We start from the raw sequence: 23,797 nt of genomic DNA on the forward strand, positions 1-23,797 counted from the left end.
CCCCGTCATTCGTAGCGAAGGGCGTCGATCGGATTGAGCCCAGCGGCACGGCGCGCCGGAAAATAACCGAAGACCATGCCGATCGCCGCCGCGATCAGGAACGCGATGACGTTGATGCGCGGCACGAACAGCCACGGCACCTGCATCAGCGGGGCAATGATCAGCACCATCACCTGGGCGAGGGCGATGCCGATCACACCGCCCAGGCAGGACAATACGATCGCCTCGACCAGAAACTGGGTCAGGACCTCGTTCGCCACCGCGCCGATGGCCAGCCTGATGCCGATTTCGCGGGTGCGTTCAGTCACCGACACCAGCATGATGTTCATGATGCCGATGCCGCCAACCACCAGGCTGATCGCCGCGACGGAGGTGACGATGCCGGTCAGCAAGGTGGTCGTGGCGGTCAGCGTCGCGCTGATCTGCGCGGTATCGAAGATGTTGAAATCATCCTGCTTGTCACCGGTGATCTGTCGCCGCTGACGCAGCAGGCCGGTGATCGCGGTTTGCACCGTGGGGCTGTCGTAAGCCTGATCCACGCCGACCAGCATCACCCGGATGTCGAGATTTCCGGTCAGCCGGCGCTGGACGGTCTTGATCGGCATGATCACGGTATCGTCTTGGTCCCCGCCAAAGCCCGCCTGCCCGCGGGTGGAGAGCAGGCCGATGACCAGACAGGATATTCCGTTCAGGCGGATCCTCTGGCCGAGCGGTGCATCTGGCGCCCCACCTTTTGTGAAGAGGTTTTTGCGCACGGTGTTGCCCAGAATGCAGACGGCCTTGCCAGCCAGTTCCTCGTCGGGTTCGAAACTGCGTCCGGCGACAAGGGGCCAGGGCTGGATCTGGAAGAAGTCCGCGGTGGTGCCGTTGACCGAGGTGGTCCAATTAGATCCTTCGTAGACGGCGGTGACGGCACTGCTCGCCTGCGGTGCAACGGCGGTGATTCCGGCGATCTGATCGCGGATCGCGGCAACGTCCCGCGTGTCGAAATCGGCGGGTTGCGGCCCGCCGCCGCCCCGTCCGAACCCCTGTCCCGGGCGTACGAGAAGGATGTTGTTGCCCAGGCTGGCGATCTGCTGCTGCACGGCCAGCGTGGTTGCCTCGCCCAGGGTAACCATGGTGATCACGGCGGCCACGCCGATGATGATGCCCAGCGTGGTCAGGAACGACCGCATCAGGTGTCGGCGGATCGAGCGGAAGGCGAGAATGAACGTGGTGAACAGCATCAGGCTGGTACCGGCTGATTGCTGTCCACATGGTCGACCAGTCCGTCCTTGAAATGGATGATGCGCTGCGCAAACCGGGCCATGTCGGGCTCGTGGGTCACCATCACCACGGTTATGCCGCTGGTCTGGTTGAGGTCCGCGAGCAGTTGCATGATTTCGATCGAGCGTTCGCTGTCGAGATTGCCGGTCGGCTCGTCGGCCAGCAGAAGTTCGGGATTGGTGACAAGCGCGCGGGCGATCGCCACGCGCTGCTGCTGCCCGCCAGAGAGCTCTGCCGGGGTGTGCCCGGCCCAATCGGCCAGCCCGACTTTGGTCAGCGCGGCCAGCGAAAGCGTCTGCCGCACTTCGCGCCCGTCACCCCGATAGATCAGCGGCAATTCGACATTTTCCAGCGCCGACGTGCGCGCCAACAGATTGTAGCCCTGAAACACAAAGCCGAGATAGCGCCGCCTCAGCAGCGCGCGCTGGTCGCGGTCCAGCGTGCCGACATCATGGCCCTTGAACAGGTACTGGCCACTGCTGGCCACATCGAGGCACCCGAGAATGTTCATCATCGTAGATTTGCCAGAACCCGAGGGGCCCATGATGGCGACAAAATCGCCCGATGCGATCTCGAGGTCCACGCCCTTCAAGGCCTGAAACTGGGCGTCGCCCGTGCCGAAGGTCTTCGTCACGTGGCTGAGCTGGATCAGGGGCGCCATCAGCCGGCGCCACTGGCTAGTTGCCCGGTGATGACTTGCATGCCGGGCCGCAAAGCACCGCTGATCACTTCGGTCGAGGTGCCATCGCTCGCGCCGGTCTGGATGTCGATGGCTTTGGGCACGCCCTTGTCGAGCACATAGACGGTCTGCCGCGCACCGCGGCCCTTTTGCGAGGTCTTGTCGGCATGGCCGCCGCGGATCCCGCGCATGGTCAGCGTGCTGGTGATGCCGCTGCTGCCGGCCGCGCTGGCGGCGGACGGGGTATAGCGGAGCGCAGCATTCGGGACGAGCAGGGCGCCCTGCCGCGCCTTGGTGATGATCGTGGCCGTTGCGGTCATGCCGGGGCGCAGCCGCAGCGTGGCGTTGCCCACCGTGAGGTTCGCATTGTACGAGACGACCTGCGAATTGGTAGTTGCTGCCGCTGCCGAGGCCGAGGTGGCGGTCAGGTTCGAGCCGAGATCGACGCGCGAGACGGTGGCCGGAAAGCGTTCGCCCGGGAAGGCATCAACGGTGAACGTCGCCTGCTGGCCCTCAGCAACCTCACCGACATCGGCTTCATCGACGGCAACCGGCAGTTTCATCAGGGCCAGATCCTGCGCGATCACGAACAGCGTGGGCGTGTTGAAGGATGCAGCGACGGTCTGCCCCGGTTCGATCTGCCGGGTCAGTACCACGCCCTTTACCGGCGAACGGATCACGGTCTTGGTCAGGTTGGTGGTGGCCGAAGATACCACGGCGCGCGCCGCAGCGACGTTGGCGACCGCGGATCCCAGCGTGGCCGTGGCGCGGCCATATTCGGCGCGCGCGGCGGCCAGATCGGTATCCGATGGCACTTTGCCGCCCGACAGGCGGAACACCATCTCCAGCCGCGACAACTGCGCGCGGACCTGCGCGAAGGTGGCCTCCGCCAGCGCGATGGCGCTTTGGCTGGCGCGCAACTGCGCGGCGCTCTGGTTCACCGTATCGGCAAACCGCGAGGGATCGATCAGCGCGAGCTGCTGGCCGGCAACAACCGGATCGTTGACATCGACCATGACCCGGGTGACCAGACCGGACAGCTCCGAACCGACCAGAATCTGGTTCACCGGCGCCAACCGCCCGGTGGCGGATACGGTAACCTGCAGCGCCCCGCGACGCACCGGCTGGCTGACGTACTGGTTGGCCGGCACAGCTGTGAAGGTGCGCACCAGCAGCCCGATCACGACGACCGCGATCAGCCCCAGGACAAGCCACTTGGCCCAGCGCCGCCACCAGGGCACCGGCTTGACCCCGAGAAAGGCATCGGTTGTTTGCGCGTCGTTCGCGATTGGGGCCTCAGGCAAGGCCGCATCGGGTTTGGTGGGTTCAGCCATTGTCAGTCCTGTCCGGTATGGCGTCCCTGTCGGTCCAGCCACCGCCGAGCGCCGCGTAGAGTTGCACCAGCGCCGCCGCCCGGTCGTGGCGCGCTTGCGCTACCCCGTTGCGCGAGGTGATCAGCAGGTTCTCGGTGATCAGCAGCGCGGCATAATCGATTAGCCCGCTGCGATATTGCTGCCGCGCCAGCGCTGCCGATGAGGCTGCGGAAGTTTCGGCGAGGTCGAACTGGATCTGGCGCCGGTTCGCTGCCTGCAGCGCGACGACGGCATTTTCGACGTCCTCGAGAGCGACCAGCACCGACTGCTTGTAGCGGGCAAGGGCGCCATCGGTTGCCGCGCGCTGCGAGCGCACCTGACTGCGCAGCCGTCCGCCATCGAAGATGGTCTGGGCGATCCGGGCAAAGGCCTGGCCGGTGATGAGATCGAATGGGCTGGACAGCGCGGCAGAACCGGTGCCGATGCTGCCGCCGAGCGAAAGCGCGGGATAGAGCGCAGCCTCTGCCACGCCGATGCGCGCCGTGGCTGCGGCCAGGGACCGTTCGGCGAACCGAACATCGGGCCGCTGGCGCACGACATCGGCAGGGATTCCCACGGCAAGGGCGGCGGGGCCGACGGGGATCGGCTGCGATTGCGCCAGTTCGGCGCGCAAAGCCCCGGGGCCCCGGCCGAGCAGCACGCCCAGCGCGGCGATCGTCTGGCTGAGGGTGCTTTCAATTTGCGGAATTGTTGCCGTCGTCTGGGCCAGCTGGGTCCGCGCCAGATCGACATCGAACTGGCTGATCAGCCCCGCCTGCCGACGCCAATCGGCGATCTGCAGATTGTCGGTCTGGTTGGTCCGGGCTTCCTGCGCATTGGCGAGATTGGCCTGCAGCAGCCGGACTTGCAGATAGGTACTGGCGATGGTCGACTGGACGGTCAGCGCCACCGCGCCGTAGTCGAACCGGCTGGCATCGGTTTCGGCGCGCGCGGCTTCGATCGCGCGCGACCGGCCGCCAAACAGATCGACCTGATAGGCTGCGTCGGCGGCGATTGTCAGACTGTCTCCCGAAAGGCTGGCGCCAGCGGGCGCTGCAATTGCCTCTGTGCGGGTATAACCGCCCGATGCGGAAATCGTCGGCATCGCAGCACTGCGCGCCTGCGTCAGAGCCTCGCGCACCTGGCGCAGCCGCGAGAGGGCCTGCGCGATATCGAGGTTGGCGGCGAGGCCCGCCTCTTCCAGCCGGGTCAGGTCCGGATCACCGAACTGGCTCCACCAGCGAGCTGTGGCGCTTTGCGCAGAGGGATCCGATGCCACCGAATACGTGCGCGGAACCGCCAGCGCGTCCGGTGCAGGGGGATGGTAGTTCGGCCCGACCACACAGCCGCACAGTGCCAACACGCCGGGCACAGCCAGAAGCCGGAGCCCCAGCCTCATGCCGGCCCGCGCATGACGGCGGCTTCGAGCGAACGGCTGCGCATGAGGTCTTCCCACTGGAATGAGCGTGCAACGGTATCGCCTTGGGCTGCCAAGCCAGCGCGCGCACGCTGCCGAAGCAATGGGGCAGGGGGGTAAGGCTCACCGCTGTGAACTTGAGGTATGAAGCTGCGCTTCTGCCAGCGATACTGTCGGAATCTACGCAGCTGGCCGAGCGTCGCGGAAGATGTCCCAGACCGCCATGAACAGCGCTGCGATCACCGGGCCGATGACAAAGCCGTTGAAGCCCATCAGTTCGAACCCGCCGAGGGTTGCAACTAGGACGACATAGTCCGGCATCCGCGCATCGCGCCCGACAAGGATCGGGCGGACCAAATTGTCGACGCTGCTGACAATGAAAAAACCGACGAGGACCAAAGCCCCGCCGCGCCACAGGTCGCCCGTGAGCAGCAGCCATGCTGCGACAGGGACCCAAATGAACCCGGTCCCGATCGCGGGAAACAACGAGAACACGCCCATGGCGACGCCCCACAGCAGCGCGCCGCCGATCCCCAGCATCCAGAAAGCAAGGCCACCGGTCAGCCCCTGCAGCACCGCGACGATCAGGCTGCCCTTGATCGTGGCGCGGACGACTTCGACGAACCGCGCGGTCAACAGGCTGCGCTGATCGGGCGGCAGCGGCAGGCAGCTTTCGATCCGGCTGATGATCTGCGTGCCGTCACGCAGCAGGAAGAAGGTGAGATACAGCATTACCCCGAGCGACAGGAAGAAGGCGAGAGCCCATTGCCCGATATCGAGCGCCCGGCCAGCCAGCGGCTGGAGGCTGCTCGCGATGGCCTGGCTAATTCGCTGGCGCACCATGGCGAAATCGCCAAAGCCGATGTCCTCGAGCCAGTTACGCGCGGCTTGCGGCAGATGCTGTTCCGCAGATGCAAAACTCCTGGCGAAATCGATCTCCCCCGATTGCAGATTGCCAACCATCGCAGCCGCTTGGCTCAGCAGCGCCGCACCCAGCAGCATGGCAGGAATGACCGCGACCGCGATGACGGCCAGAAGCGTGCTGGCAGCCGCCAGATTGGCCCGCCCCGGCGCGCGGTGTAGCAGCGCAGCGTTGAGCGGGGCGAAGAGAATGGCAGCAATTACCCCCCACAGGATCGCACCGGCGAAGGGACCTGCCAGCCAGGCAAAGGCAAGCGTGACAGCCACGACCAGCATGAGGAGAAAGGCGTGCTCCATGGCGCTTTGCGGGTTTGGCGGTGCGGTCATGCAACGCTCTCGCGGAAGAGCGGTGCATTCTGCCCCCGACGCTCCAGGAACCGGCCCAGAGCCAACTTGCCTGCTTCAAGAACGGCCAGCAGCAGTGCGCCGAGAGCGCCAGCCAGCGCCATGTCGTCCCATGCGATCGCGCCGAACTTCAGCAGGGTCTGTGCTGAAGGGATGAACAGGATGGCCCCGGTGATCGCGGTGACGGCCATGAGGACCATGCGCAAGGCCGGGTTGGGCCGCAGCAGCGCCTGCCCCAGCGATGCGCTGAACGAGCGGTTGACGAAGGTCAGTGCCAGCACCGCAGCGATCAGCGCGAAGAACATAAGGGCGCGCAATTCGGTCTCGGACATGCCGCTAGCGGTCTCCAAAAACAGCACGGCGGCCAGCATGGCGAGCGCGGTGCCGCCCTGAAACACGCTCCAGGCGATCATCCGCCAGGAGAACAGCGGTTCGTCCGGCGCGCGCGGCGGTCGAGTCATGATATCGGCCTCGTCCTCCTCCGCCTCGAACACGAGCGCGCAGACCGGGTCGATCACCATTTCAAGCAGCGCGATGTGGATCGGGCCGAACAGCAGGGGCAGGCCGAAGAGCAAGGGGATCAGCGCAAGCCCGGCAATCGGAACGTGCACCGCGAAGATGAAGGCCATTGCCTTGCGGAGATTGTCGTAGATCCGCCGCCCGAGCCGCACCGCCTGCACGATCGCACCGAAATCGTCCTCCATCAGAACGATCGCCGCCGCCTCGCGCGCCACATCGGTGCCGCGCTTGCCCATCGCCACGCCGATATGCGCGGCCTTGAGCGAGGGGGCGTCGTTCACCCCGTCGCCAGTCATCGCCACGATCTCGCCCGCCGCCTTGAAGGCCTGCACGATGCGCAGCTTCTGTTCGGGCATAATCCGGGCGAACACGGTCACCGTTTTCAGGCGCTGCGCCAGTGCGGCGTCATCGAGCGCGGCAAGGTCGTCGCCGGTCAGCACATCGCCCGCCGCGATCCCCGCCTCGGTCGCGATGGCGCGCGCGGTGGCGGCATGATCGCCGGTGATCATCACCACCCGGATACCCGCGCTGCGGCATTCGGCGACAGCGGCTGGGACGCTGGCGCGCAAGGGATCGGCGAGCCCGACAAGTCCGGTCAGCATGTAGTGATAGCCCTGCTGGCTCTCGGCCCAGTTGCGGTCTTTCGGCGCAGCCGTGGCAACCGCCAGCACCCGGATGCCCCGTTCCGCCATAGCCTCGACCGCCGCTTTCATCGCCGCATGGTCGACCTGGGAGAGCCGGCACAGCCCGGCAATCGCTTCCGGCGCGCCCTTGGCGGAGAGCCGCAAGTCCTCGCCATCGTCCCACACGTTCGACATCGCCAGTAAGTCCGGGCGCAAGCCATAGGCCTGCACGAGATCGCCATGCGCTGCTGCGAGCGGTTCTTCCTTGTCGCGCGCGCCGTGAAGCGCAATTTCCATCGGATCGCTGGGGGTCTCGGCACTGGCAAGCGCAGCAGTTTCGACCAATGCACCAAACCCCTCCGGCATCACGGCGCCCGCCTTCAGCGCAAAAGTCTGCCCTGAGGGCAGCCACAGAGCGGCTACCGACATGCGGTTTTCGGTGAGCGTGCCCGTCTTGTCGGTGCACAGCACGGTGGCCGACCCCAACGTCTCGATCGCGGCGGCGCGGCGGGTGAGTACGCCGACCTTGCCGATCCGCCACGCACCCATCGCGAGGAATATGGTGAGCACAACCGGAAATTCCTCCGGCAGCATCGACATGCCGATGGCGATCCCGGCCAGCACTGCCTCGATCCACCCGCCGCGCAGCAGGCCGAATAGCAGCACAACCGTGAGCGCCACTGCGCCGCCGCCCAAGGCGCACCAGCCCACGATCCGCGTGGTCTCGCGGCGCAGGCGCGGCGCTTCGGTTTCCAGATCCGCGAGCGACTGGCCGATACGTCCGATCTCGCTGCGCGGCCCCGTCGCCAGAACGCGCGCGATCCCGCTGCCGCGCGTGACGAGCGAGCCCGAATAGAGGAACGGTAGCCCATCGCCCCCCGGACGCGGCGCGCCCTCCTCAGTCTTCTCTCCCCCCGCGACTTTACCAACAGGCACGGATTCGCCCGTCAGCAGCGATTCATCGGCCTGCAGGTCATGCGCTTCCACCAGCCGCGCGTCAGCAGCGATCCTGTCCCCCTGCTCCAGCACGATCAGATCGCCGCGCACCACCTCGCGCCCGGCAATGCGCAGCCGCGCACCGCTGCGGATGACAAGCGCCCGCGGTGCCGACAGATCGCGCAAGGCTTCCAGCACATGCTCGGTCCGCGCTTCCTGAATGACCGTGACGGCAATGGAAAACGTCGCGAACGCCAGCAGGATCAGCGCTTCGCTCAGGCTGCCGAGCAGCAGATAGGCACCTCCGCCCAACAGCAGCAACGCCAGCATCGGTTCGCGCACCACGCCCAGCGCAATGCGCAGGACTGAACGCTGCCCCGCGCGGGCGAGCTCGTTGGGGCCATCGGACGCAAGCCGGGCGGCTGCTTCGGAAGAGGTCAGGCCCGTGTCAGTCGCCCCTGCCACCTTCACCCCCACCTTCGCGCCCTTCCCCGCCTTCGCCCGCATCGCTGCGATGGCAGGCCACGCAATTGCTGATGTTCTGGATGCCTTCCTCTGCGTGGCTGGCGCGAATCTGGTCAGGCTGGTGCTCATGGCAACCGAAGCAGGTGTAGCGGCTGGTGTTTCCGCCGATGTGGCAAGTTGTGCAGGCCGCCTTGTGCGGTCCGGTCAGAGCAAAGTAGCGCGTGTGATCGAACGTCGCGGGCTTCCATGCTTTGGATGAATGGCAGGCGGCGCAATTGCTGCCGGCCTGTGCATGGAACGGTGTGGCCGGGGCGCGGTGGCATGCGGCACACTGCCCGCGCACATCGGGGCGCAGAAGGGAGTGCGCGAAGCTGCGATGCGCCGCCTTCAGCAGCAGCGGCCCGGAGTGATCGCTGTGACAAGCCATACAGTTGGCCTCGCTCAGCGCCTGATGGAACGCGATCCGGCTGCCGCTGGATTTCACCGGCACGCCCTTGGTGGTGCGAATGCCGATGTCGGACAGCTTGTGACAGGCTATGCAACGCCCCGCCGAGACACCGCGCAGCGGCGCGTGGCAGGCAAAGCAGTTTCCGGCGATGGCACTATGCGCGGGGATTACCGGGCCGGGCGCGACCATTGCTTGCGGCCAGACAAACGCCAGCGCAATGACCCCGGCGAGGGCGGCGATCAGCAGCCAGAGACCCGGGCGGCGCATCAATGCCACCCCCAGAACAGAAACGTCGAAACGATGTGCGCCAGTGCCAGCACGCAGAAGGCCAGCGTGATCGGCAGATGGACCACGCGCCACGACTTGACGAGATCATAGGTCAGGCTGTCCCAGTAGGTCTCCTCTTCCAGCGCCCCATCCGATAGCCCCGCCTCAAGCAGCCGCGCGCGGTTCGCCGCCAGCCGCTTGCGCGAGGGTCCCATCAGGTATTTGCCGGTGAGGCCGCTTGCGACGTTGATCAGCATGGCAGCAACGGTCAGCCACGCCAGCACCGCGTTGAAATGGATGCCGGCATGGACGAGGACCAGAAGCAATCCGGCCCAGGCCAGTCGCTCATGCAGGCGCAGCAGCGTGACTGGTTTGCCCGAGGAAATGAACTTGCGCTTGCGCAGCGAATAGGCTGACGAGGCGAGGATCAGCAGAACACCGGGAATGCCGAGATAGCGGCCGATCCAGACCACACCCGCAAGATGCAGTCCTGCGTCGACTGCCAGCGCCGCGCCGATCAGTGCCACAAGCATCAGCGCGAATGGCATAACCTCCCGGCTGAGCAAGCTGGTGCGCAGGCCGTTCATCCTGGTACCATACCGGGGGTCACACCGCAGTGCCAACAAGATTGCCGATCCCGGCGGTCAGCGCCATCGCCAGCGCGCCCCAGAAGGTGACCCGCAACGTGGCGGTCAAAACGGGCGCCCCACCTGCTCGCGCACCGATCGCGCCGAGCAATGCGAGAAACAGCAGCGAGGCGACAGCCTCGATCAGCACCAGCAGGCTGGCCGGTGTAAGGATCACGATGGCCAGCGGCAAGGCCGCGCCTGCGGTGAAGGTTGCAGCCGATGTCAGCGCTGCCTGAATCGGGCGCGCCGTGGTAAAGTCGGAAATGCCGAGTTCATCGTGCGCGTGGGCGGCCAGCGCATCCTTTGCCATAAGCTGCCGCGCTACCGTGTCAGCCGTGACAGCGTCCACGCCGCGCTTGATGTAGATCCCCGCCAACTCCGCGATCTCGGCGTCGACATTGCCCGCCAATTCCGTACGTTCGCGCGCCAGATCTGCCTGTTCCGTATCGGCCTGCGAGCTGACCGAGACATACTCCCCTGCCGCCATTGACATCGCACCCGCGACCAGCCCTGCGGCACCGGCAATCAGGATATCGGCGGGCTTTGCGGCAGCCGCGGCCACGCCGATGATCAGACTGGCGGTCGAGACGATGCCGTCGTTCGCCCCGAGCACAGCTGCGCGCAGCCAGCCGATGCGCGAGACGAGATGCCGTTCCGGGTGAAGATGCAATCTGGTCACGTTCGCAAATCCCTGTCGCGGCGGTTTGTTCCGGCCCGTGCTGCATCTGATGCAGCGCAGACTGAGACATGGCCATGCTGGTTGGCCTCGACTGGACCTTTTGTCGGCCAAAGACCTGACAGAAACCTGACGCCTACAACCGTCTGCACGCTCATCAGCCCAGTCCGGACGGTGCAAACGTCACCCGGAACAGAGCCCCGCCGCCAGGTGCATTGCAGACCGTGATCGCGCCGCCGTGCGCTTCTGCGAGCCGCTGGACAATGCCGAGTCCCAGCCCTGCGCCATCGCTCTTGCGCCGATCCTTGCGCCAGAAGCGCTCGAAGATGTGTGGCAGGTCCTCTTCGGCAATGCCTGGCCCATAGTCCCGAACGCTGACTTGCGGCCCCGGGCCGGCGGTGACCTCGATCGGCGTGTCACCGGGGGCATGCGCCAGCGCATTGTCGATCAGGTTGCGATAGATGCGGTAGATCGCCTCGGCATGGCCCAGCGCGCGGGTGTCGCCGATCGCTTCGAAGCGCAGGTCGCGCTGTGCAGCGAACGCCTTGGGCGCCATGGCCCCGACGATCTCCCGCCCGATCTCGGCCAGATCGACCAGCACTTTAGGCTCAACCGCTAGCGCATCGGCCTGCGCGAGATCGAGCATCTGCCCGACCAGCCGCGCCATATGCTGGGTGTCTGCCTGAAGGTCATCCCGCAAAGGGCCGGGCGGCAGTTTATCGAGCGAAAGCTGCATGATCGAAAGCGGCGTCCGCAGCTCATGCGCGGCATTGGCGGTAAAGCCGCGCAGGATCGCCATCGTTTGGTCAAGCCGTGTCAGCGCACGGTTGACCGCCCGCACCAGCGTATTGACCTCCCGCGGCTCGGGTGCCACCGAAAGGCGCAAGAGGACGTTATCGGGATCGAGCGCATCTACTTCGGCCTCGGCGCGCTGGAGGGGGCCCAGCACGCGGCGGACCGCGAAGACGTTGAACAGCAGCAGGAGAAGCGAAAGCGGGATCAGTGGCAGAGCGACATGCTGGATAATCTCGTTGGCGATCACGGGCACGTAGGGCCGGATGCCATCGCCTTCGAACTGCATGAAAAGCCACCGCTGCTGCCCACCCTGCTGCACCGAACGGACACCCGAGATTCGGTAGCCGCCAGGAATGCGTTCGCGGCGGGTCCAGTCCATCAGAATGCCGCCGGGCGCTTCGACCCGCGATGGCAGAGGCACGGATCCGCCAGCAGCCGGTTCGATATTGCGGGCCGTCCAGTGCTCCGCCCCAGGTGGCCCGGCCAGCAGATCGGGTGCTAGTGCCGTCGATCGTTCTGCTTTGTTAGCTTCCAGCGTCAGGAGTTCCTGCGCCAGCGATTCCGGCTGGCTGCTGTAAGTGAATACAACTATGCCGACGTCGAGAAGCGCGAACAGGAGCGTGAAGGCCGCCAGCCGCGTTGCGATTTGCCGGAAGAGCGTGGGGCCGGCAGGGTCCCTCTTGCTGTTGCCCGCCTTATCCATGCGCAGGCATCGGCGCGAACAGCGCATAGCCCACGCCGTGTACAGTCCTGATCTGCACGTCCGCGCCGGCCGTCGCCAGCCGCTTGCGCAGGCGCGAGACGCAAGCCTCCAACGCGTTCGGCGTCACTTCTGCATCCATGGAATAGAGTGCGCCCTCGAGTGCCATTTTGGCCACGACATGCCCTGCCCGCCGTAGCAGACATTCAAGCAGATCCACCTCGCGCGGAGTCGCAACCACGGGCTCGCCTGCCACCTTCACGCTACGCTCGGCCGAATGCAGTGTGACATTGCCTGCGCAAAGCTCAGTGCCCAGCGACGCGCCTGGCCGCCGCAACAGCGCCCGGCAGCGCGCGGCCAGCTCGGGAATCTGAAAGGGCTTCACCAGATAATCGTCCGCGCCGGCATCAAGGCCGAGCACCCGATCATCAAGCCCGCCACGCGCGGTCAGGACCAGGATCGGCATCGTGTTTTGCCGCCGTCGGAGCCCGCGCACCAGATCAAGCCCCTCGCCATCGGGCAGGCCAAGATCGAGGAGCATCAGGTCATAGTCGTTGATCGTGAGGGCATGCTCGGCCCCGGCCACGGTTTCGCACCAGTCGACCGCAAAGCCCTGACGATCGAGACCCTCGCGGATCAGGCTCGCCAGCCGTGCATTATCCTCGACTAGGAGCAGGCGCATTGTCGATGTCCGTTCCGGTTGCTGCCCGCTTGTAGCCGGTTATCATCGCCAGTGGCAGGTTCTCGTGATGGCGCACGCTTTCGGCAATCGCGCCGATCACGTGCAAGATTACTGCGCCGATCAGCACGTTCGCCGCAGTCTCATGCAGTTCCTCGACCCAGCTCACGCCCCAAAAGGCATCGAGGCCCATCATCCAACCACTTATGCCGACCATCATGAGTAATACGAGCAGGAGCACGATCATCGCCGCGCCCGCAGGATTATGGCCCAGATAGCGCGGCTCACGCCGACCGAGCATGGCGCCGACATAGCCGAAAAACCGGCCCGGCCCCGGCACGAAGCTGGCGAACCGGGCGTGCCCGCGCCCGACAAGGCCCCAGACGAGCCGCACGGCCAATGCCGCCAGAACAATGTAGCCTACGGTTATGTGGGAGCTCTTCGCCTCGCGCAGGAAGGTCAGGTTGGCGATGACGCCCCCCGCGACCGTCCAGTGGAACAGGCGGACAAGCAGGTCCCACACCCTGACCTGGCGGGGAACCAGGTCAGGGGCGGGCATGGCCGCGCGGGGGGGAGCCGCAGCCATGATCAATCAACGTTGTTCTGGACGACCGCGCCGGTCACCGGGTTGAAATAGACTTCAGCGCGCTTGCCGTCCTTGGTGTGCGCATAGATTTCGTAGCAGCTGCCCGAAACCTGAAAGACCTTGATGTCGCGGTAGCCCATCTTGGCGATCTTGGCCTTCATCTGGGCTTCGGTGAGCCACTTGGCCTTCGGCTGCGTCGTGCAAACGGGTGCGGCGCTGGCAGTTGTTGCGACCGTGAGTGCCAAGGCGGCGAGGGCGAGCTTGAGAGGGGTAGAGCGCTTCATGGGGAAGTCCTTTGTCGTCCGGCGGAGCGATCGCCCCGGCGGTTTCGATCTGGACCGGAGGACTGACGAAAAGCTGACAGGCACTGCGAAAAACGGGATAGGCGGTGCACCATGCCCAATCGATCTCACCGTCAGTGCCCGGTCAGAAGTTCGGCGCATTCCCCGGTTGTCGCCGATATCGGCTACACCCGGAGATACTCAGCATGAACCGCACCCTGCTTGCCGCAACCGCCACCGCGCTCGCGCTCCTTGCCACCCCCGCCATGGCAGCGGAGCCTGAAACCAGCACGCTATCCGCGCAGACCCGCACCAACCTCGAGGCGGCCATGCACGGCGAGGCCTACGCCAATCTCAAGTATCTTCGCTATGCCGAGCAGGCCGAAGCTGCTGGCAAACCCGAACTCGCCAAACTGTTCCGCGATTCCGCCAACATCGAAGCCAACGAGCATTTCGACCGCGAAGCGCAGGCATTGCAGCTTGGCGGAGCCAACAGCGCTAACCTGGAAGACGCGATGGTGGGTGAGCACTATGAGAACGTGACGATGTACATCACTTTCGCCAAGCAAGCCGAAGCTGATGGTGACACCAAAGTGGCCGCCATGTTCAGGCAGATCGCCGCCGACGAAGGCACGCATTTCGAAGCCTACAAGGCAGCGCTGGCCAAGCTGAAGGCACGCTGATCGAACCCTGCGGGTGGTGGTGCACCATCCTCTGCGAAGCGTGCTGGTGCCGCCTGCAGGTATGGCAGACATTGGCCGTTGGCCGGAGGGGAATGCAGGGCTGACCTTGATACAGCAGCCTGACCACGAGAATGGCCAAAGTTTGTACGGGAGCGGGCCATCCCATGAGAGGCCACGAATGGTCCGCTTTCCGCAAATGGGCAATTCAATGACCGCCAATCCGTAGCCGGCCCAGTTGTATTCTTGACCGGAACCGCATTTGCGGTGTCAAAAATGACCGATTCGGCGAAACCGGTCATTTTCATTGGCGGTGGCCACCAGCAGTTTTGTCCCAGAGTCTGCCCATGCGCCAGATGATTGGGCCAGGAGGAACCGATCTCGATTCCGGCTTTGGGAATTGAACCCATTTCGAATTTAGCTGTGATGGACCAATTGATGGACGAGCACCTCTGGTGCTCAATAATGAGATGTTAAATCAATGGTGTAGATCGACAATTGGATTCCGGCACGGATCGCGGATGGCCTGATTGGCATTGTAATGGCGGCGCCGCCCGGCGATCGACATGATCGGATAGGCTGGGTCCGACTCCACAGCGGCGATATCGAGCCGCGCCATCCAGTCAAACATCTCGGGGATTGCCAGATGGACCTTGCCATCGGGATGGCTGACCAGCCGCCACAGGTCCTCGTCCTTTTCGTCGATGAAGATCACGCCAGAACGCCGGATGATCATCGCCTCGAACAGCGCCTCGCCGAGCGCCGGGCGGTCGCCTGCGAACCAGGTTCTGATCACGGCATCGCGGTCTACCCGCGCGCAGTGATGCGCGGTCGGCCACCACACAGCAGTTGCCGCAGCGCCTGCTGGCAAGGTCTGGCCCAGCGTCTCGTAGAGGATGGCGGGCGCGATTTACCGGTCATGCGGTGCGTCCTTCAGCAGATCGGAGAAGGCAGCTGAGAACGCGGGGCGATCTGCACGGGCCAGATCGCGCAAGTGCTCCAGCGTGTCGTCCGCCGGCATGAACCCCATCGCGCGGAGCAGCCGCACGTAGATTTCCGGCTCGGGCATGGCGACTTCGACGACCACAAGCAGGTCAAGGCTGGAAAGCGCAGTTTCGACCGCTGTGGTATCCGTCACGGTATTGGCCGGATTGCCGGAATCCACGAACATCGCGCGCATGCGCTCGGGATGATCGGTCAGGATCGTCCTGGGCAGATCATTGGGCGGGGAAAGGCCCGCGATGCGCGCCTGCCCGGTGGCGAGATCGACCGAACCGGGCCGCGAATGGCCTCACATCGGCGCAAGCCAGCTGTGCTGGCCATTGCAGCCGAGCACGATGGTCAACTCCGCGCCGTGGACATCCTCTGCGGTGTTCAGCTTGGCTGCGATTTCGGCAATCCCGACGTACCAGGTGATCTCGTCGAACCCGCCAGTGGCATTCCGGCGCAGGGGACTCCTGAGCCGCAGCGCGCGATGATTGGCGTAGAACGGTAACCGTCCGGCTTTCTGGCAGATGCAGCCAAGCTACTTGGGATTGTCCTTGTCCCCGCATACGCGCTTCATCAGGCCGCCTTCGATCTCGACCTCGTTGCCGCAGTGCACATAACACAGGACGCAGGCCGATCTGCGCGTCACGGTTGCAGGCATGGCCCGCTTCCTCCTACCAGTTCTCTCGGTATGGCCTCACTTCGGCAAGGAACGACCAGGCCGACCGATCCTGATGCGCCAGATGGAAGACCTCGTCGGCAATCGCGGAGGGCTTGATGAAGAAGTCGTCCTCGGCGCTGGAATAAAGTTTCCGGGCCCAGGGAACGTCGATCACGGCATCGATGATCAGATAGGCGACATGGACACCCTTGGGGCCCAGATCGCGCGCGATGGATTCGGCCAGAATGCGCTGCGCGGCCTTGGTCGGAGCAAAGCCGGCAAATTTGGGACGTCCGCGCTGTGCAGAGGTGTTGCCGGTGACGATGATCGCGCCCTTGCCCTGTTCGATCATCAGCGGCGCGGCCCACCGGGCAAGATGCAGCAGCGCCATCACGTTGACATCGAAATTGGCCTGCAGCGTTTCCGGCGCCACTTCCTGAAAATCGGCAAAGGCCCCGCCAACCGCATTATGGACGACGACTTCGGGCGCTCCCGCCCGCGCACGGATTCCATCGAGCGCCGCGTGCAATGCAGCTGTATCCGTTACGTCGCACGGAACCGCGAAGGCATCGGGCAGTTCCGCGACCAGCGCATCAAGCCGCGCCGTGTTGCGGGCGATCATGGCAACCTGATACCCGCCGGCGATAAACCGCCGGACCAGCGAACTGCCGGTGCCGGGGCCGACCCCGGTGACGACTGCGAGGGGCTTCATGCCGCCACCGCCCCGGCTTCTGCCAGAGCTTCGCGCAGGAAATCGAGCCGGTCGTTGCCGAAGAACATAGCATCCCCGGCGAAAAAGCTGGGCGACCCGAACACGCCCTTTTCAGCGGCGGCGGCGTTTGCCGCATCGAGCATGGCTTCCAGATCGTCGCCATCCATCCGGTCGGCCAGTTCCGCGCTTCCCGCAACGCCAGCCGAGGAGAGCAAGGCCGCGATCTCGGCGGGCGAACCCAGCGACGCCGGCTCTCCCCACATCGCCTTGAACAGCGCTTCAACAGCCTTGCGACGTTCGGGGCCATCGGGAATGGCGAGCGTCGCGCGCAGCAGCCGCCGTCCGTCAATCTCGCGCATCTGGGGATTGCGGCTGAGCGGCACGCCGTAGCGGCTGGCCCAGCGGCCAAGGTCGGCGTTCGCGTATTGGCCTTTGACCATGCAGGTGATTGTGGTCGGCGTGTTGCCCACCCGTTTCATCACATCGATCACATCGAAGGGATGGAGGGTCAGTTCAAGGTCACGGATCTGCGTCAGCGCCAGATAGGAGTAGGGGCTGCGATAATCGAAATGGAAGGCCACTGCCGCCACGACTCATCTCCTCGATGCCAGACCGGCAAATGAGTATGATGACCATCATGCAAAAGCAAGCCGGTTATCCAGCCATCAGGCCTTGCGCGCGCCGTGCAGCTGCGCAAGCTCCAGAATGGACTTGCGCGCATGCGCCAGCACACGGTCGGCCAGCGGATCACCTGCCATGATGCGCGAGATCATCATCGCGCCGATCATCATCGACCATGCGGAGGCTGCAAACTGCTCCGTGTCCGGGTTTGCCTCACCTTTGGTCTCACCCAAGGCTTCGCCGATGATTCCGAAGCCCTTGGCCAGCTGCTGCGCCATGATGGCGCGCACTTCCGGATCGGCGCGGCTCACTTCGCTGGCAAGCGTCGGAATCGCGCAGCCGCTGCTGGGATGATCGCGGTGTGCGGGGCTGAGATAGCTGTTAACGATGGACTTGACCGTAAGATCACCCTTTTCGCCAAGATGGGCTGCAACCGCCTTGTCGCTATCGGCCAGTGCCTGCTCCAGCGCCGCCGCGATCAGATGCGCGCGCGATTCAAAGTGCCCGTAAAACCCGCCATGCGTGAGATTGACCGACTTCATGAGCTCGCCGACGCTGATGCCTTCAAGCCCGGCTTCGCGGATACGCGTGGCGGCAGCGGCCAGAATGCGCTTGCGGCTCTGTGCCTTCTCGGCCCTAGAATGCCCCAATTGTGGCCTCCATCTGCATCGGCTTTCCCTCTCACCATGATTTTCATCATGCTGAATATCCACCGCGCGGTACAGCGCGGCGGCAGAGAATGCCAGCAATTCCTGCCCGATTGAGCGCTACTTTAGCGCAAGTAACGCCACCTGGGACCGGAGGACAGCAACTCGCTTGACCATCTGCATGATAAATATCATACAGATGGTCAAGCGAGCGGCAGCCAAGCCGGAACTTGGCTTCAGCGGAATGCCCCGATGCAGGAGAGGCAGTTGGAACAGGCCAAGCAACTTAAGCCAACGCGCAAGGACGTGTGTCTGGTAATTGGCGCAGGCGACGGAGTTGGCGGGGCAATCGCTAGGGCTTTCGCACGCGAAGGCATGGCGGTTTGCATGACCCGGCGGGCCCGCAATCTGGACCAGCTCGAAGCGCTTGCCGAAACGATCCGGGGCGTGGGGGGCGAGGCACATGCCTTTGGCGTCGATGCGCGGTCCGAGGCGGAAACCATTGACCTGTTTGCAGCCATCGAACGGGACATCGGGCCGATTGCCGTGGTCGTTTTCAACATCGGCGCAAACGTCCAGTTCGGCATTCGTGAGACGACGACGCGGGTGTTCACCAAGGTCTGGGAAATGGCCTGTCTGGCGGGTTTTCTCGCCGGGCGGGAAGCGGCCAACGTCATGGTCCCCCGGCAGCGGGGCACCGTCATCTTCACCGGGGCAACCGCCAGCATCCGCGGGCGCGAGCGGCTGGCCGCCTTTGCCGCCGCCAAGAACGGCCTGCGCGCGGTGGCCCAGTCCATGGCACGCGAGCTTGGGCCGCTGGGCATTCATGTTGCGCATGTGATCTGCGACGGGGCGATCGACGGGGTCTTCACCCGCTCGCGGTTTGATGACGTGACGCCGCTGTTGGAGGAAGACCTTATCCTCAAGCCCGACGAAATCGCCCGGAACTACGTCATGCTGCACCGCCAACAGCGGTCGGCCTGGACGCACGAGCTCGATCTGCGCCCGTGGCGTGAGCAATGGTAAGTCTGAACGGGTCAGGGAGAACACCAGTGAGCAAACTGGCCATCGAGTTCATCTTCGACTTCGGCAGCCCCAATGCCTACCTCGTGCTGAAAGTCCTGCCAGCCATCGCGCAGTGGCACGGCGTGGAGATCAAGCTGATCCCATGCCTGCTCGGTGGCATCTTCAAGGCAACCGGCAATCAGGCGCCCTTCAACGCCTTCGCCGGCATCAAGGGAAAGCTGGAGTACGACCGGCTGGAAATGGAGCGCTTCGCCGCCCGGCATGGTTTGACTGCATTTCGCATGAACCCGCATTTTCCGATGAACACCCTGGCGCTCATGCGCGGCATGGTGGCCGCGCAGCACCTCGGCGTGGCGGAGACCTATGTATGCGCCGTGCTCGCCGGGATGTGGGAGCACGGCGAGAAGATGGACGACCCCGAAGTCGTTCTGGCCATATTGAACCGCAGCGGGCTGGATGGTGCGCGCTTGTTCGAACTCTCGGCCAGCCCCGAGGTCAAGGCCGAACTGGTGGCCAACACCGAAGCCGCAGCCCAACGCGGCGTGTTCGGCATTCCGACGTTCTTTGTCGGCGATGAGATGTTCTTCGGCAAGGAGCGCCTTGGCCAGATCGAAGAGCTGCTGGGCGCGCTCCCGTCTGGCGCGTGAACATCTGCATTCCAGAAATCATCCAGAATTGAGGCCAAAGTCGGCGCTGAAACGCGCGCAGCACGCGATCCTGTCGAATACCCCGCGAGCACAGCAATGTCTGATGTGTCTGCAGGCCGCGTCTACACCGAACGGCACGATTACGTTCTGAAGATCGTCATCGAAAATGTGGCGAAGAAAAACGCCCTCAGTCCGAAGATGATGGCCAAGCTTTCCGATGCGCTCACGTTGCTCGAAAACGATGATGCGCTGTGGGTCGGCGTGCTCTGCGCCGAGGGCGGCTCCTTCACTGCTGGCCTCGACATGCCCAAATTCTTCGGACCCACGGCCACGGTCAAGCCCGATCCCGAAGGCAACATCGATCCCTTCGACCTTGCCAACCAATGCACCAAGCCCATCGTCACGGCGGTCCAGGGCATCTGCTACACGATCGGCATCGAACTGATGCTCTCGGGCGTTATCGTCGTCGCGGCGAGTGACGCGCGCTTTTGCCAGATGGAAGCCCAGCGCGGCAGAGGCCTATCGCATCGGTCTGGTTCAGGAGGTTGTCGAACCGGGCCAGCAAGCCGCAGTAGGCGCCATCCCCGGCATCAAGGACCGCGTCATGAACAGCGCCCATGCGGCCGAGGGGATCCGATCCTTTGCGGAGCGCAGGGCCGCAGTGTTTCAAGGGAGATAGACTGCCGCCTGATGCGCAGAAAATCGAGAACGGCGCTTGACTCCTTAATGGTGTTAAATGATTATCTCTCATAACAACCGATCTCAGATCGGGCATGGGAGAGTGCAGTGCAGATAACTAAGCTGGATGTTCCCCGCTGCCTTGTGGGCGAAGGCCCGGTGTGGGACGTCGGCTTGGGGCTGCTGTTCTGGATCGATATCCTCGGGCGCAAGGTTCACAATCTCGATCCCGCGACCGGTGCAACCAGAGCCTGGGAAGTTCCCGGCGTGATCGGATCGATGGCGCTGCGCGAAAGCGGCGGGGCGATCGTTGCGCTGGCCAATGGCGTCCATGCGCTTGATCTGGATACCGGCGACTGCACGCTGATCGCGTCGAGCCCGGACCTTGATGATCAGGTGCAGCTGGCGGACGGCAAGGTCGATCGGCGAGGCCGTTTCATCGTCGGATCGAGCGACCGGAGCATGAAGGATGCGCGGGGCAAGCTCTACGTGCTGGAACCCGGAGCCGCGCAGCTGCGCGTGATCGACGAGGGCATGACTTTGTCGAACGGGCCGTGCTGGTCGCCGGACAATGCGACGTTTTATCACGCGGATTCGATCCGGAACGAAATCTACGCCTACGACTACGACATCGAGACGGCAGCCGTTCTGAACCGCCGCCTCTTTGCCAGCACGGCCGAGCTTGGCGGCATCCCCGACGGCGCAACCGTCGATGCTCTTGGCGGCGTGTGGAGCGCGATCTGCGAAGGCGGTAAGCTGGTTCGTTTTCTGCCAGATGGCTCCGTTGATCGGATCATCGACATGCCGGTCCGCCTGCCGGGCAGCGTCATGTTTGGCGGTGCGGCGCTGGACCGATTGTTCGTCCCCAGCCTCGATCCGTCCTTCATGGGGCGCGCCAACGATCCGCTCGACGGAGAAACCTTCGTGATCGACGGGCTTGGTTTCACTGGCCTGCCAGAGCCTCGCTTCACCGGTTAGCGGCGTTTTTCAAGACCACACAGATCAGCCGGACGCGTTTCGATTCGGCAATACAGGAGAGGGAATATGAAAGATCGCAACCCCCCGATTGTCCGACTGAGCGCCCTCCGGCTGGGCCTCAGCGCTTCGGTACTGGCCATCTCCACCGGCGCAGCAGCGCAGGCGCAGGAAGCCCAGCAGGCCGCCGCCACGGACGAGATCGTGGTCACCGCCCAGTTCCGCGAACAGCGTCTGCAGGATACGCCGTTGGCGATTACCGCGGTTGACAGCAAGCTGCTGGAATCGCGCAGCCAGACCAGCCTGACCGAAGTTGCCAATCAGGCTCCCAGCGTGGTGCTGCGCCCAACGACAGCCGCTTTCGGCCCCTCGATAACGGCTTCGATCCGCGGGCTTGGCCAGATCGATTTCAACCCGGCGCTGGAACCCGGCGTCGGTCTCTATATCGATGATGTCTATTACCCGCGGCTCGTGGGTGCCAACTTCGACCTGCTTGATGTGGAACGCATCGAAATCCTGCGCGGCCCGCAGGGTACGCTGACGGGGCGCAACTCCGAAGGCGGTGCGATCAAGTTCATCTCGCGCAAGCCGACCGGGGATTCAGGCGGATATCTTTCGGCCACTTACGGCATCCGCAACCGCATCAATCTGCGCGGCAGCGTGGACTTCACCATCGCCAAGAACCTTTTCGCGCGCATTTCGGGCACGTTCGCGGACCAGGAAGGCTACGTGAAGAACATCGATTATGGCTGCGCGTTCCCGGCCAGCGGTGTGCCGACGCGTGCGGGCGGTGCCAACTGCGTCGTGGGCAAGGATGGTGACGTCGGCTACAAGGCGCTGCGCGGTATCGTGCGCTACAACCCTTCGGATGCCGTCGATCTCACGGTCAGTGGCGACTATATCCGCGACAGCCGCCGCAACTCCGCCGAAGTGCTGCTCTATGCCAACAACACCAATCCGAACGTTGCGACGCCGAACGGTCTGCCGTTCGATTCACGCTTCATCTGCGGCCGGTTCTGCAACTATGCGACGACTGGCAACACCGCCGCATCCTTCGTCGCCGGGGCGATCCCGCCGCTGAACGGCCTGCCGATGGCGGCGACCCAAGGCTCAGGCCGCATGGAGTACAAAGGCTGGGGCCTTGCCGCAAACGCGGACTTCAAGCTGAACGACGATCTGAAGCTCCAGTCGATCACCGCTTATCGCAAGTTCGATACCGGCTTCAGCCCCGATGGCGACCTTTCGCCCGCCAATGTCGGCTTTGGCATCAGCCAGCTCGACAGCTGGTTCGTCAGCCAGGAACTGCGCCTTAATGCCAAGCTTGGCGATCTGGCAGACTTGACTGTCGGCGGTTTCATCTCGGATGAGAAGACCACCTACTACACGCTGCAGGACATCCGGTACGTGGCCATCGCGCTGCCGTCCGGTCCGCTGCCGCTCTTCCCACTGCAGTTCATCGGCAACGATCCGGTGCGGTCAAAGTCCAAGGCCGTGTTCGCCACCGCGATCATCCACCCGGCCCCGGCCCTGACGATCACCTTGGGTGGTCGCTATACCAATGAATCGAAGGCTTACACCTTCAACCGTTTCAATCTCGACGGCAAGACGATCAACGGCTTCCTCGATCCGGTCGGCGCTGCAAACGGGGCTGGTTACAATGGTCCAAACGGCAAAGCACTGACTGGCAGTACCGGCCGGTTCAACGGCAACCGGTTCGACTACCGGGTCAGCGCGGACTACCGCTTCTCGCCTGCGGTTCTGGCCTACGCGACGGTCTCGACCGGCTTCAAGGGCGGCGGTATCGCGCCGCGTCCGTTCAACGCGGCGCAGGCCGTGCCGTTCGGTCCGGAAAAGCTGACGGCCTTCGAACTCGGCCTGAAGACGGACTTGTTCGACCGCCGCGTGCGGTTCAACGTCTCGGCCTACTATAACAAGTTCAAGGGCGCGCAACTGACGCTGCTGTCCTGCCCGCAGTTCGGTGGCCCCGGCCCTTGCGCTGTGCCGCAGAACGCCGGTGACGCCGATGTTAAGGGCCTGGAAGCCGAACTGTTCATCCAGCCGGTCAAGGGCCTGCAGATCGATGCCTCGGCCTCGGTGCTGGATTGGAAGTGGAAGTGCGTCGTGCCGGCTGTCGTCAATCCTGCAGGGGCGACCAGCGGCTGCTCCAGCGAACCCGCGCTGGTCAGCCAGTTGGTCTCGCCGCCGCGCGGCGTGTCCAAGGCGCAGTGGAGCGCTGGCATCCAGTACGAGGCTGACCTTGGCAATGCCGGGTCGATCACGCCGCGCTTCGACGCCGCCTATCAAGGCGCGATTGCCGGCACCGCGACGATCGCGCCCAAGGGTTCGCCTTCGGATCTCTACGCCACCGCAGCGGCCTTCACGCTGGCCAATGCGCGGCTGACCTGGCGCAATGCCAGCCGGAATCTGGACGTTTCGTTCGAAGTGACGAACCTCTTCGACAAGTACTACTTCCTGTCGAAGTTCGACCTGACCGGCGCGGGCGCCGGATCGATTTCGGGCATGCCCGGTCGTCCACGCGAATGGGCGGTGACGGTCAAGAAGAAGTTCTGAGGCAATGG

Annotated in this window: 26 protein-coding genes; 7 read left to right on the forward strand and 19 right to left on the reverse strand. The window is 64.4% G+C overall.

Annotated elements, in window-relative coordinates; genetic code table 11:
* Window positions 1–5: 5 nt before the first annotated feature.
* The 13 genes from ACO06X_RS13290 to ACO06X_RS13350 form a co-directional block, all read right to left on the reverse strand.
* Entirely contained in the window at window positions 6–1,226 is a 1,221-nt protein-coding gene (locus ACO06X_RS13290; protein WP_421836725.1) for an ABC transporter permease, read from the reverse strand.
* Window positions 1,226–1,927 (reverse strand): ABC transporter ATP-binding protein, encoded by a 702-nt coding sequence (locus ACO06X_RS13295; protein WP_421836726.1) that lies wholly within the window; start codon window positions 1,925–1,927, stop codon window positions 1,226–1,228. The genes ACO06X_RS13290 and ACO06X_RS13295 overlap by 1 nt, the downstream gene beginning before the upstream one ends.
* Window positions 1,927–3,279, reverse strand: a complete 1,353-nt coding sequence (locus ACO06X_RS13300) for an efflux RND transporter periplasmic adaptor subunit (protein WP_421836727.1) — start codon at window positions 3,277–3,279, stop codon at window positions 1,927–1,929. The genes ACO06X_RS13295 and ACO06X_RS13300 overlap by 1 nt, the downstream gene beginning before the upstream one ends.
* Window positions 3,272–4,696, reverse strand: a complete 1,425-nt coding sequence (locus ACO06X_RS13305; RefSeq protein ID WP_421836728.1) for an efflux transporter outer membrane subunit — start codon at window positions 4,694–4,696, stop codon at window positions 3,272–3,274. Before ACO06X_RS13305 ends, ACO06X_RS13300 begins: the two co-directional genes overlap by 8 nt.
* Window positions 4,697–4,894: 198 nt before the next feature.
* The gene (locus ACO06X_RS13310) at window positions 4,895–5,962 is read right to left on the reverse strand and encodes an AI-2E family transporter (protein WP_421836729.1); all 1,068 of its coding nucleotides are present in this window, start codon (window positions 5,960–5,962) and stop codon (window positions 4,895–4,897) included.
* A complete protein-coding gene (locus tag ACO06X_RS13315) occupies window positions 5,959–8,565 on the reverse strand; it encodes a cation-translocating P-type ATPase (RefSeq protein ID WP_421836730.1) in 2,607 nt (868 codons plus the stop codon). The genes ACO06X_RS13310 and ACO06X_RS13315 overlap by 4 nt, the downstream gene beginning before the upstream one ends.
* Window positions 8,507–9,238, reverse strand: a complete 732-nt coding sequence (locus ACO06X_RS13320) for a cytochrome c3 family protein (RefSeq protein WP_421836731.1) — start codon at window positions 9,236–9,238, stop codon at window positions 8,507–8,509. Before ACO06X_RS13320 ends, ACO06X_RS13315 begins: the two co-directional genes overlap by 59 nt.
* Complete coding sequence (locus ACO06X_RS13325) at window positions 9,238–9,771, reverse strand: hypothetical protein (RefSeq protein WP_421836732.1); 534 nt, start codon at window positions 9,769–9,771, stop codon at window positions 9,238–9,240. The genes ACO06X_RS13320 and ACO06X_RS13325 overlap by 1 nt, the downstream gene beginning before the upstream one ends.
* 73 nt (window positions 9,772–9,844) lie before the next feature.
* The gene (locus ACO06X_RS13330) at window positions 9,845–10,546 is read right to left on the reverse strand and encodes a VIT1/CCC1 transporter family protein (protein ID WP_421836733.1); all 702 of its coding nucleotides are present in this window, start codon (window positions 10,544–10,546) and stop codon (window positions 9,845–9,847) included.
* A gap of 154 nt (window positions 10,547–10,700) precedes the next feature.
* A complete protein-coding gene (locus ACO06X_RS13335; RefSeq protein ID WP_421836734.1) occupies window positions 10,701–12,041 on the reverse strand; it encodes a sensor histidine kinase in 1,341 nt (446 codons plus the stop codon).
* Window positions 12,034–12,720, reverse strand: coding sequence for a response regulator (locus ACO06X_RS13340; RefSeq protein WP_421836735.1), 687 nt, complete (start codon window positions 12,718–12,720; stop codon window positions 12,034–12,036). The genes ACO06X_RS13335 and ACO06X_RS13340 overlap by 8 nt, the downstream gene beginning before the upstream one ends.
* Window positions 12,695–13,276, reverse strand: a complete 582-nt coding sequence (locus ACO06X_RS13345; protein WP_421836736.1) for a cytochrome b/b6 domain-containing protein — start codon at window positions 13,274–13,276, stop codon at window positions 12,695–12,697. The genes ACO06X_RS13340 and ACO06X_RS13345 overlap by 26 nt, the downstream gene beginning before the upstream one ends.
* A 29-nt stretch (window positions 13,277–13,305) precedes the next feature.
* Complete coding sequence (locus tag ACO06X_RS13350; protein WP_421836737.1) at window positions 13,306–13,587, reverse strand: PepSY domain-containing protein; 282 nt, start codon at window positions 13,585–13,587, stop codon at window positions 13,306–13,308.
* Between the two features lie 203 nt (window positions 13,588–13,790).
* On the opposite strand from ACO06X_RS13350, the gene ACO06X_RS13355 reads away from it, so the two are divergent.
* Window positions 13,791–14,267: a ferritin family protein gene (locus tag ACO06X_RS13355; protein ID WP_421836738.1), complete on the forward strand. Its 477-nt coding sequence runs from the start codon at window positions 13,791–13,793 to the stop codon at window positions 14,265–14,267.
* A gap of 475 nt (window positions 14,268–14,742) precedes the next feature.
* Here ACO06X_RS13355 and ACO06X_RS13360 read toward each other — a convergent pair whose 3' ends face one another.
* Together ACO06X_RS13360 and ACO06X_RS13365 are read right to left on the reverse strand one after the other, a co-directional pair.
* Window positions 14,743–15,108 (reverse strand): hypothetical protein, encoded by a 366-nt coding sequence (locus tag ACO06X_RS13360; protein WP_421836739.1) that lies wholly within the window; start codon window positions 15,106–15,108, stop codon window positions 14,743–14,745.
* Between the two features lie 66 nt (window positions 15,109–15,174).
* Entirely contained in the window at window positions 15,175–15,444 is a 270-nt protein-coding gene (locus ACO06X_RS13365; RefSeq protein ID WP_421836740.1) for a hypothetical protein, read from the reverse strand.
* Window positions 15,445–15,453: 9 nt separating this feature from the next.
* Here ACO06X_RS13365 and ACO06X_RS13370 point away from each other — a divergent pair, with 9 nt between their 5' ends.
* A complete protein-coding gene (locus tag ACO06X_RS13370) occupies window positions 15,454–15,759 on the forward strand; it encodes a hypothetical protein (protein WP_421836741.1) in 306 nt (101 codons plus the stop codon).
* 30 nt (window positions 15,760–15,789) lie between these two features.
* Here ACO06X_RS13370 and ACO06X_RS13375 read toward each other — a convergent pair whose 3' ends face one another.
* The 4 genes from ACO06X_RS13375 to ACO06X_RS13390 all read right to left on the reverse strand — a co-directional run bounded on the left by ACO06X_RS13375 (window position 15,790) and on the right by ACO06X_RS13390 (window position 17,895).
* Complete coding sequence (locus ACO06X_RS13375; protein ID WP_421836742.1) at window positions 15,790–15,912, reverse strand: hypothetical protein; 123 nt, start codon at window positions 15,910–15,912, stop codon at window positions 15,790–15,792.
* Window positions 15,913–15,925: 13 nt separating this feature from the next.
* Window positions 15,926–16,624, reverse strand: a complete 699-nt coding sequence (locus ACO06X_RS13380; RefSeq protein WP_421836743.1) for an SDR family NAD(P)-dependent oxidoreductase — start codon at window positions 16,622–16,624, stop codon at window positions 15,926–15,928.
* The gene (locus tag ACO06X_RS13385) at window positions 16,621–17,214 is read right to left on the reverse strand and encodes a 2-hydroxychromene-2-carboxylate isomerase (protein WP_421836744.1); all 594 of its coding nucleotides are present in this window, start codon (window positions 17,212–17,214) and stop codon (window positions 16,621–16,623) included. The genes ACO06X_RS13380 and ACO06X_RS13385 overlap by 4 nt, the downstream gene beginning before the upstream one ends.
* A gap of 75 nt (window positions 17,215–17,289) precedes the next feature.
* Window positions 17,290–17,895 carry a TetR/AcrR family transcriptional regulator gene (locus tag ACO06X_RS13390; RefSeq protein ID WP_421836745.1) on the reverse strand — a complete coding sequence of 202 codons (606 nt, stop codon included), beginning with the start codon at window positions 17,893–17,895 and terminating at the stop codon, window positions 17,290–17,292.
* A gap of 249 nt (window positions 17,896–18,144) precedes the next feature.
* On the opposite strand from ACO06X_RS13390, the gene ACO06X_RS13395 reads away from it, so the two are divergent.
* The 5 genes from ACO06X_RS13395 (at window position 18,145) to ACO06X_RS13415 (ending at window position 23,789) form a co-directional block, all read left to right on the forward strand.
* Window positions 18,145–18,918, forward strand: coding sequence for an SDR family NAD(P)-dependent oxidoreductase (locus ACO06X_RS13395; protein WP_421836746.1), 774 nt, complete (start codon window positions 18,145–18,147; stop codon window positions 18,916–18,918).
* A gap of 26 nt (window positions 18,919–18,944) precedes the next feature.
* Window positions 18,945–19,565 (forward strand): 2-hydroxychromene-2-carboxylate isomerase, encoded by a 621-nt coding sequence (locus ACO06X_RS13400; RefSeq protein WP_421836747.1) that lies wholly within the window; start codon window positions 18,945–18,947, stop codon window positions 19,563–19,565.
* Between the two features lie 96 nt (window positions 19,566–19,661).
* Window positions 19,662–20,318, forward strand: coding sequence for an enoyl-CoA hydratase-related protein (locus ACO06X_RS13405; RefSeq protein ID WP_421836748.1), 657 nt, complete (start codon window positions 19,662–19,664; stop codon window positions 20,316–20,318).
* A gap of 33 nt (window positions 20,319–20,351) precedes the next feature.
* Window positions 20,352–21,221 (forward strand): SMP-30/gluconolactonase/LRE family protein, encoded by an 870-nt coding sequence (locus ACO06X_RS13410; protein ID WP_421836749.1) that lies wholly within the window; start codon window positions 20,352–20,354, stop codon window positions 21,219–21,221.
* Between the two features lie 66 nt (window positions 21,222–21,287).
* Window positions 21,288–23,789, forward strand: a complete 2,502-nt coding sequence (locus ACO06X_RS13415; RefSeq protein WP_421836750.1) for a TonB-dependent receptor — start codon at window positions 21,288–21,290, stop codon at window positions 23,787–23,789.
* The last annotated feature ends 8 nt before the right edge of the window (window positions 23,790–23,797 follow it).

It is taken from the genome of Novosphingobium sp. (assembly GCF_965229225.1).
Classification (GTDB): Bacteria; Pseudomonadota; Alphaproteobacteria; order Sphingomonadales; family Sphingomonadaceae; genus Novosphingobium.

Excerpts from the sequence above, each read along its gene's own strand:
- ACO06X_RS13375 (WP_421836742.1), bottom strand. The coding sequence starts at position 15,912 with ATGCCTGCAACCGTGACGCGCAGATCGGCCTGCGTCCTGTGTTATGTG.
- ACO06X_RS13305 (WP_421836728.1), bottom strand. The coding sequence starts at position 4,696 with ATGAGGCTGGGGCTCCGGCTTCTGGCTGTGCCCGGCGTGTTGGCACTG.
- ACO06X_RS13340 (WP_421836735.1), bottom strand. The coding sequence starts at position 12,720 with ATGCGCCTGCTCCTAGTCGAGGATAATGCACGGCTGGCGAGCCTGATC.
- ACO06X_RS13295 (WP_421836726.1), bottom strand. The coding sequence starts at position 1,927 with ATGGCGCCCCTGATCCAGCTCAGCCACGTGACGAAGACCTTCGGCACG.
- ACO06X_RS13310 (WP_421836729.1), bottom strand. The coding sequence starts at position 5,962 with ATGACCGCACCGCCAAACCCGCAAAGCGCCATGGAGCACGCCTTTCTC.
- ACO06X_RS13395 (WP_421836746.1), top strand. The coding sequence starts at position 18,145 with ATGCAGGAGAGGCAGTTGGAACAGGCCAAGCAACTTAAGCCAACGCGC.
- ACO06X_RS13345 (WP_421836736.1), bottom strand. The coding sequence starts at position 13,276 with ATGCCCGCCCCTGACCTGGTTCCCCGCCAGGTCAGGGTGTGGGACCTG.
- ACO06X_RS13355 (WP_421836738.1), top strand. The coding sequence starts at position 13,791 with ATGAACCGCACCCTGCTTGCCGCAACCGCCACCGCGCTCGCGCTCCTT.
- ACO06X_RS13290 (WP_421836725.1), bottom strand. The coding sequence starts at position 1,226 with ATGCTGTTCACCACGTTCATTCTCGCCTTCCGCTCGATCCGCCGACAC.
- ACO06X_RS13350 (WP_421836737.1), bottom strand. The coding sequence starts at position 13,587 with ATGAAGCGCTCTACCCCTCTCAAGCTCGCCCTCGCCGCCTTGGCACTC.
- ACO06X_RS13370 (WP_421836741.1), top strand. The coding sequence starts at position 15,454 with ATGATCGGTCAGGATCGTCCTGGGCAGATCATTGGGCGGGGAAAGGCC.
- ACO06X_RS13320 (WP_421836731.1), bottom strand. The coding sequence starts at position 9,238 with ATGCGCCGCCCGGGTCTCTGGCTGCTGATCGCCGCCCTCGCCGGGGTC.
- ACO06X_RS13380 (WP_421836743.1), bottom strand. The coding sequence starts at position 16,624 with ATGAAGCCCCTCGCAGTCGTCACCGGGGTCGGCCCCGGCACCGGCAGT.
- ACO06X_RS13405 (WP_421836748.1), top strand. The coding sequence starts at position 19,662 with ATGTCTGATGTGTCTGCAGGCCGCGTCTACACCGAACGGCACGATTAC.
- ACO06X_RS13365 (WP_421836740.1), bottom strand. The coding sequence starts at position 15,444 with ATGCGCGCGATGTTCGTGGATTCCGGCAATCCGGCCAATACCGTGACG.
- ACO06X_RS13335 (WP_421836734.1), bottom strand. The coding sequence starts at position 12,041 with ATGGATAAGGCGGGCAACAGCAAGAGGGACCCTGCCGGCCCCACGCTC.
- ACO06X_RS13325 (WP_421836732.1), bottom strand. The coding sequence starts at position 9,771 with ATGCTTGTGGCACTGATCGGCGCGGCGCTGGCAGTCGACGCAGGACTG.
- ACO06X_RS13415 (WP_421836750.1), top strand. The coding sequence starts at position 21,288 with ATGAAAGATCGCAACCCCCCGATTGTCCGACTGAGCGCCCTCCGGCTG.
- ACO06X_RS13300 (WP_421836727.1), bottom strand. The coding sequence starts at position 3,279 with ATGGCTGAACCCACCAAACCCGATGCGGCCTTGCCTGAGGCCCCAATC.
- ACO06X_RS13315 (WP_421836730.1), bottom strand. The coding sequence starts at position 8,565 with ATGCGGGCGAAGGCGGGGAAGGGCGCGAAGGTGGGGGTGAAGGTGGCA.